Source organism: Gilliamella sp. G0441 (assembly GCF_050589305.1).
Taxonomy (GTDB): domain Bacteria; phylum Pseudomonadota; class Gammaproteobacteria; order Enterobacterales; family Orbaceae; genus Gilliamella.
The window spans coordinates 67,029-74,817 of the sequence record NZ_JBNRJF010000013.1 but is presented as its reverse complement, the minus strand read 5'-3'; the positions used below and the strand labels follow the sequence as shown (position 1 = coordinate 74,817).

Below are 7,789 nucleotides of genomic sequence, written 5' to 3'. Positions count from 1 at the left end.
CGGTGGTCCCACCTGACCCCATGCCGAACTCAGAAGTGAAACGCCGTAGTGCCGATGGTAGTGTGGGTATTACCCATGTGAGAGTAGGGTGCCGCCAGACTTTTAAATAAGCGTGAGAGCCCAGCAGAGATGCTGGGCTTTTTTGCTATCTATGGTTTAACAGTTTTCAACTAAAACGATACTTCATTTACTGTCTATACTTTAGTAAATAATCAACTCTAACAAAACATGCAAATTAGTCTTAATTTTCATAAAAAATAATATCATTGTTTTTCCATCATATGCCTAATATTCAATTAGTTGTTTTAATATAATTTAACAATCATTTAACTTATCAGAATTCTAAATTAATTTATAATTTTATGGATTTAAAAATAGTTTTTGTAAAATATAAAACTGCTATAAATGGTTAAAACTAATCTTTTTAATAACATATTTCTCGGATAATATCATTTTTCTATTTATTTATTGTTGTATGTATGAAACAATTTAGTTATATGAAATAGATTTTTTGAGGTAGTCAGTGATTGACAATGATGGCTACCGTCCGAATGTAGGAATAGTTATTTGTAATCGTCAAGGACAAGTATTATGGGCTCGTCGTTACGGGCAGAATTCTTGGCAATTTCCTCAGGGCGGAATAAAACCAAATGAGACGCCTGAACAGGCAATGTTTCGTGAATTAAATGAAGAAGTAGGGTTACTTCCAAGAGATGTAAAAATTATATCTTCAACTAACGGTTGGCTCAGGTACAAATTACCCAAACGGATGATTCGATGGGAAAATCAACCAGTTTGTATAGGACAGAAGCAAAAATGGTTTTTGTTAGAATTATTATCAGATATTTCTGTTATTAATTTAAATGTTTCTGCTACACCTGAATTCGATGACTGGAAGTGGGTTAGCTATTGGTATCCTATTAGACAAGTTATAGCGTTCAAACGGGATGTATATAGAAAAGCGATGAAAGAATTTTCGCTACCAGTATTTGCTATACAATCGGATGTTGAGTGTCCAACAACTAATAATATTAAAAAACGATCAAATTCCTTTGTTCATAAACGAAAAAATAAACAGCGTAATAAAAAATGAATCAATATTTACAATTTCCTAATTTCGATCCAGTTGCTTTTTCAATTGGCCCTATCTCTTTGCATTGGTATGGTGCAATGTATTTATTTGGTGTACTTGGAGCGCTTTATTTAGCTAAGCGTAGAGCTAAAAAACCTAACAGTCAATGGACTGCAGAACAAGTTGAAAATCTTCTTTTTTGGGGATTTTTAGGGCTATTTATTGGGGGACGATTAGGTTACGTTTTATTTTATAACTTCGATGCATTCACAAAAGATCCTATAACTTTATTTAGAGTTTGGGAAGGAGGAATGTCATTTCATGGTGGTTTGATTGGTGCAATTTGTGTAATTGCTATTTTTGCTAAAAGAAATAATAAAACATTTATGCAAGTTGCCGATTTTGTTGCACCATTAGTCCCAATCGGTTTGATGTTTGGGCGTTTTGGAAATTTTATCAATGGCGAACTCTGGGGACGTGTAACTAATTCATCAATTGGAATGCTGTTTCCTACATCTTCACATGCAGATTTTATGTTTGTTCAATCACATCCTGAGTGGCAAAAACTCTATACTGAATTGAATGGTATGCTTCCAAGACATCCTTCTCAATTATATGAAATGTTTTTTGAGGGAATTGTTTTATTTATCATTTTAAATCTGTTTATTCGAAAACCGAGACCAACAGCCGCAGTATCTGGATTATTTTTATTGTGCTATGGTCTATTTAGATTTGTTATTGAATTCTATAGACAACCCGATGAACAATTAGGCTTATTTTTCAACATCATTAGTATGGGACAAATTTTATGTCTACCTATGATACTAGGTGGTGCTTTAATTATGTTATATGCATATCGATTTAATCAAAAAGCGAGAAATTCATGAAACAATATTTAGACCTGATGAAAACAATCTTAAACGAGGGTACGCCTAAATCAGATCGAACAGGAACGGGTACGTTATCAATTTTTGGTTATCAAATGAGGTTTGATTTGCAAAAAGGATTTCCATTGGTAACAACAAAAAAATGTCATTTACGTTCAATTATTCATGAATTACTTTGGTTTTTAAAGGGTGATACCAATATCAAATACTTACAAGATAATAAAGTAACCATATGGGATGAATGGGCGGATAAGAATGGCGACTTAGGGCCTGTTTATGGTAAACAGTGGCGAGCATGGGGAACCGCTGACGGTAGGCAAGTCGATCAAATATCGCAATTAATTCAACAAATCAAAACAGATCCCGATTCTAGACGTATGATTGTTTCTGCCTGGAATGTTGGTGAGTTAGATCAAATGGCATTAGCGCCATGTCATGCTTTTTTCCAATTTTATGTTGCAAATGGAAAATTATCATGCCAACTTTATCAGCGTTCATGTGATGTATTTTTAGGCTTACCATTTAATATTGCAAGCTATTCATTGTTAGTACATATGATTGCTCAACAATGTGATCTTGAAGTGGGTGATTTTGTTTGGACGGGTGGCGATACCCATTTATATTCAAATCATATGGAACAAACGCATTTACAGCTGAGTCGAGAACCACGAGCTTTACCAAAGCTTAAAATTAGACGTAAGCCACCAACAATTTTTGATTACGAATTTGAAGATTTTGAAATTGTTGATTATGACCCCTATCCAGCTATTAAAGCACCTGTTGCGGTTTGATTGGTATTAAAAATTTTAACTGATTTAGTTTATAAAAACTAAATTGTCTTACAAATATGTGGGGATAGCTCAATTAATCCCCAATTTCTATTTCTAACCATCTTATTAATAAATAATGGTAACTAGTCATAAACATTCGGGTTAAGGCTAAGCTTGATTTTTCTGCCACCAAAACCAAGATATGGTATATAATAGTTTACTTTGTTATTAATAATAACTTACTTTTTATATGAGTCAAAATCAGGAAATTCGCCCAGTCTTTACTAAGCACCTTTTACATCCACGTTATTGGTTGACGTGGTTTGGAATTGGTCTTTTGTATCTTATCGTATTATTGCCATACCCAATTATTTATCAATTAGGTAAAGGATTGGGGTTGATATCAATGAAATTAATTGGCAAACGTAAAGAAACAGCAAGACAGAATCTAAAGCTCTGTTTTCCAGATAAATCACAGCAAGAACGTGATCGGTTGTTACGTGAAAATTTTATATCAACTGGTTTAGCAATTTTTGAAACTGGCATGGCTTGGTTTTGGTCAAATAAGCGACTGGCTAAGCAGTCTTCAATTGTTGGGGATTCACATATTACAGAAATTCAACAGGCTGGCAAAGGTGTATTACTGATCGGTATCCATTTTCTAACCTTAGAATTAGGTGCACGTATTTTGGGTATGAGTCATCCAGGTGTAGGTGTATATCGTCCGAATGACAATCCCGTTATGGATTATGTTCAGCTAAAAGGACGTTTAAAATCAAATAAATACATGTTAGATAGATATAATACCAAAGGTATGATTCGTGCCTTAAAAAAAGGAGAGTTACTTTGGTATGCTCCTGATCATGATTATGGTCCTAAAAATAGCGTATTTGCACCTTTCTTTTCCGTGGAAAAAGCTGCAACGACGATAGGTACGCGCATTTTGGTTAAACTTGGTCAACCTGCAATCATCCCTTTTACCCCAAAACGTGAAAAAAATGGGCATTATACTGTTTATGTTACGCCTCAGCTTAGTGATTTTCCTATGGATGATGATGTGCAAGCTGCAACCTTTATGAATAAAGCCATAGAACAAGAAATTTTAAAAGCACCAGAACAGTATATGTGGTTGCATCGAAGATTTAAAACACGTCCAAAAGGTGAAGCTCCTTTATATACCAATAGTGTACAATCTGACTAATAAAGCTATTTTTTAAGGTATTAGAAAAAAGATTTAAAGAAATAATATGCAAAAATTAAATAAGATTATTCTCTATTGTCGCATTGGTTTTGAAAAAGAGTGTGCTGCTGAAATCACAGATAGAGCAGCTCAAAAAGGGATCTTTGGGTTTGCTAAAGCCCAAGACAACAGTGGTTATGTTGTCTTTGAATGCTATCAAACCGGTGATGCCCAAGAGTTAATCAAAGAATTACCTTTTAGAACACTTATATTTGCACGTCAAATGTTTGTTTCAGGGGATCTATTAGTTGATTTGCCAACAGATGATCGCATTACCCCAATTGTTGAAGCGTTAACTGGGTGTATTGACAAAGCTGGCGATTTAAGGGTAGAAGTGGCTGATACCAATGAGGGTAAAGAGTTGGCTGGTTTTTGCCGAAAATTTACTGTTCCACTTCGTCAAACCTTGAGAAATAAACGGATTTTATTAAAGATTCAAAATCCAGCTCGTCCAGTCATTCATGTATTATTTATTAATAATCATAGTTGTTATGTCGGTTATTCACTAAGCGGAAATAATTCACCGTTTTACATGGGGATACCTCGGTTAAAATTTCCTGCTGATGCCCCAAGTCGTTCTACATTAAAACTTGAAGAAGCTTTTCATATTTTTATTCCCTATGAAGAGTGGGATGAAAGGCTAAAAGGTGGAGTAAATGCTGTTGATTTAGGCGCTTGTCCTGGTGGATGGACATATCAGCTTGTTAAACGAAGTATGATGGTTTATGCCGTAGATAATGGTCCAATGGATGCAAAGCTTATGGAAACCGGACAAGTTAAACATTTTCGCGAAGATGGCTTTAAATTTATGCCTAAAAAGCATAATATCTATTGGTTAGTTTGTGACATGGTTGAAAAACCGACAAAAGTAACAGAATTAATTGCTAAATGGCTTATCAATGGGTGGTGTCGAGAGACAATTTTTAATCTTAAATTACCCATGAAGAAACGTTATGAAGAAGTAAAACAAAATTTACAATTACTCAATAACATTCTAAATAACAATCAGATTAATGTTCAAATTCAAGCTAAACAGCTTTATCATGATCGAGAAGAAATTACGATTCATGTACAACGAATTTGGGGATAAAAAATCCTTGAACGTAAGAACTAATATATAACACGATCTTTATTAGTATTATTTATGAAATATATAATGTTTCATAAATAATGATAACTGTTTTGTTTTGCTGTTAAACTGTCTAAATTTAATAATTAAAAAATTGATTATTTAAAGTATGACGATATTTTTGGGAGGCACGTATTATCCATATATCAAGTCATAAGATTAAAATTTTTATAGTGGCGTATTTGATAATGATCAATCAATGCTAGTTGCAAATGCCATTCAAACATTCTTGCATAGATGACTTTAATTTTTAACCTAAAAAGCTTAATATTAGCGAATATTATTTGATAGGGTTTGAACAATGTAATTGTTTACTATATCGCAATGATTAGTTAGTAAAAATTTATATTTTTTTATCTTTATTTGCCCATAGTAACATTATTGGGCTTTAGTTTTGGCTAAATAACTTTATCATGATAGGGAAACGTTACCGTTCATGTACAAGGAATTTTAAAATAACAGTTTACACGAGAATAGGTATGAATATAAAACGATCTCTTTATACGATATTAATTTTAGCATTATTGACATTTCTGGCTGGATGTCCGAGTAATCTATCGAAACGCACTTCTGACTTTGATGATAGCAAAGATTCAAATTATTATTTATCTAAAGTAGAATCTAGTTCCGGTAATGCAAAAACGAATTGGCAATTATTAGCTGTTCGTGCATTAATACAAGAAAATAAAATTTCACAAGCTAACAAACTCTTATCTAGCTTACCTTCTGAGTTAAATTCTGAGCAACAAATTGAAAAAACTTTATCACAAGGTGAAATTGCTGTAAAAACTGGAAAAGGTTTTAAACTTGCTGATTTGTCCATCAATGAGTTAAATAATTCCCAACTATTTCGCTACTACACTATCAAACTAGCAATAGACAAAAAAAATAAAAATATAAATGCTCAAGTGCAAGATTACATTGAGTTAGGTAAATATGCTTCAAAAGGTCAACAAAAACAGATATTAAGTAGTACATGGAGTTTTTTTAACAAATTAAGAGTTGATCAGATTCGTAAAATAACTGTTTCAGCTGATGATATTATACTTCAAGGGTGGCTTGAGCTAAATTCTGTCTACCAAAAAAATAATAAAGGTGCAGCAAAACCGCAAGGCGAAAATTCTGAAATTATTGGTACTAACGAACAGAATCAAAAAGAACTATTTACACAAGCAATCCAAGATTGGGCAACTCGATACCCTAATCACCCTGCTATAGCTTTAGTATCAATGTTAACAGGAGAGCAAATGCTGACTGTTGCGGATGCAAATGCTAAAAAGGTTGCTTTATTATTACCATTGAACGGCTCTTCTCGAGTATTTGGTGAAACTATTCGTCAAGGCTATATCGATGCCATAAAATATTATCCGCAGGAACCTCAACAAAATATTGTTGTATTAGACACAACTAGTGGGGCTTTAGATACATTGATACAACAAGCAAAAGAACAGAAAGTTGAGTTAATTGTCGGACCTTTACTAAAATCTGATGTAAATACTATAAAACAGTTAGCACCTAACATCCCCGTTTTGGCGTTAAATAAAATTGATAACAAAAATGCCTCATCTGCAAAAATGTGTTTTTTTGCTTTATCACCTGAAGATGAAGCTATTGATGCTGCAAACCATCTCTTTTCAGAGAATAAAGTAAAACCACTATTATTAGTACCACAAAATGAACTAGGTAAACGAGTTGCTCAGAGTTTTGCAAAGCAATGGTCTCAATTATCTGTCAATAGTTCCCAAGCTTATGTTCAATATTTTGGTAATACTAAATCGTTAAGTGATAGCATGAATAATAATATAGGTATTAAGTTAGTCGGATCTCCAATAGTATTGAATGATGATTATGCTAATTCAACATCTTCTGTCAGTAATTCTTCTGATTTTGATGCAATTTATATTTATTCTTCTTATGATGAACTCACCCTGCTAAAACCAATGCTAGATATGGGGGCAAATAAGCCAATAGGAAATTCTTCAAAGAACGGTATAAATATTTATTCTAGCTCCAAAAGCCATGTGACTAATGCATCCAATGATTTTTATTATGACTTAAATCAGACACAATATGCAGAAATTCCTTTAATTATAAATCAATCAAACGCGACAATTGATTTACCAAGCAATATTCAAAAAGATTATTCGTTGATGCGTTTTTATGCGATGGGAGTTGATGCTTGGCGACTTGCAAATCGTTTTAATCAATTAAATTCACATCAATCTGATTTATTAGATGGTATGACTGGTCGATTATCAACGACAGATGGGTGTGAAGTGATTCGTTCATTGTCTTGGCAACAATACACCTATGGTGCAAGTACGTCTAACTCCGAAAATCAATAATAAGAAAATTGGTGAGCATTATGAAAATATTGCTTGCCAGTATCTGCTTGAGCAAGGTTTAACGCTTATAGCTAAAAATAGTCAATTTCGCTTTGGGGAACTTGATTTGGTTATGCGTGACAAACAATGTCTTGTTTTTATAGAAGTGCGCTATCGAAAAAATGCCCATTTTGGTCATGCAGAAATGACGATAACGCCTGAGAAACAAAATAAAATTAAACAGGCAGCACAACTTTGGATGATCGCGCAAAATTTAAATATTGAAGAAACAGAATTTCGATTTGATGTATTTGCTATCACAGGAAAAAGCCAGCAATGGATTATTAATGCGTTTTAATATTTAGGT

Annotated in this window: 7 protein-coding genes and 1 rRNA gene; all 8 read left to right on the top strand. The window is 33.3% G+C overall.

The genetic code is table 11. The annotated features are described in order from the left end of the window. Positions 1–100 (top strand): 5S ribosomal RNA (gene rrf / locus ACKJXD_RS10575); the annotation flags it as partial. Between the two features lie 423 nt (positions 101–523). Next, complete coding sequence (gene rppH / locus ACKJXD_RS10570; protein ID WP_220215963.1) at positions 524–1,093, top strand: RNA pyrophosphohydrolase; 570 nt, start codon at positions 524–526, stop codon at positions 1,091–1,093. After that, complete coding sequence (gene lgt, locus ACKJXD_RS10565; protein WP_220215962.1) at positions 1,090–1,959, top strand: prolipoprotein diacylglyceryl transferase; 870 nt, start codon at positions 1,090–1,092, stop codon at positions 1,957–1,959. Before rppH ends, lgt begins: the two co-directional genes overlap by 4 nt. Continuing rightward, on the top strand, positions 1,956–2,750 hold the full coding sequence (thyA, locus tag ACKJXD_RS10560; RefSeq protein WP_220215961.1) for a thymidylate synthase: 795 nt from the start codon (positions 1,956–1,958) through the stop codon (positions 2,748–2,750). Before lgt ends, thyA begins: the two co-directional genes overlap by 4 nt. Before the next feature lie 229 nt (positions 2,751–2,979). Further along, a complete protein-coding gene (locus ACKJXD_RS10555; protein WP_220215960.1) occupies positions 2,980–3,930 on the top strand; it encodes a Kdo(2)-lipid IV(A) acyltransferase in 951 nt (316 codons plus the stop codon). A gap of 46 nt (positions 3,931–3,976) precedes the next feature. Continuing rightward, positions 3,977–5,059 carry a 23S rRNA (cytidine(2498)-2'-O)-methyltransferase RlmM gene (gene rlmM / locus ACKJXD_RS10550; protein ID WP_430876266.1) on the top strand — a complete coding sequence of 361 codons (1,083 nt, stop codon included), beginning with the start codon at positions 3,977–3,979 and terminating at the stop codon, positions 5,057–5,059. A 518-nt stretch (positions 5,060–5,577) separates the two neighbouring features. Next, complete coding sequence (locus tag ACKJXD_RS10545) at positions 5,578–7,443, top strand: penicillin-binding protein activator (protein WP_430876265.1); 1,866 nt, start codon at positions 5,578–5,580, stop codon at positions 7,441–7,443. Beyond that, complete coding sequence (locus tag ACKJXD_RS10540) at positions 7,409–7,780, top strand: YraN family protein (RefSeq protein WP_294828972.1); 372 nt, start codon at positions 7,409–7,411, stop codon at positions 7,778–7,780. The genes ACKJXD_RS10545 and ACKJXD_RS10540 overlap by 35 nt, the downstream gene beginning before the upstream one ends. Positions 7,781–7,789: the final 9 nt, after the last annotated feature.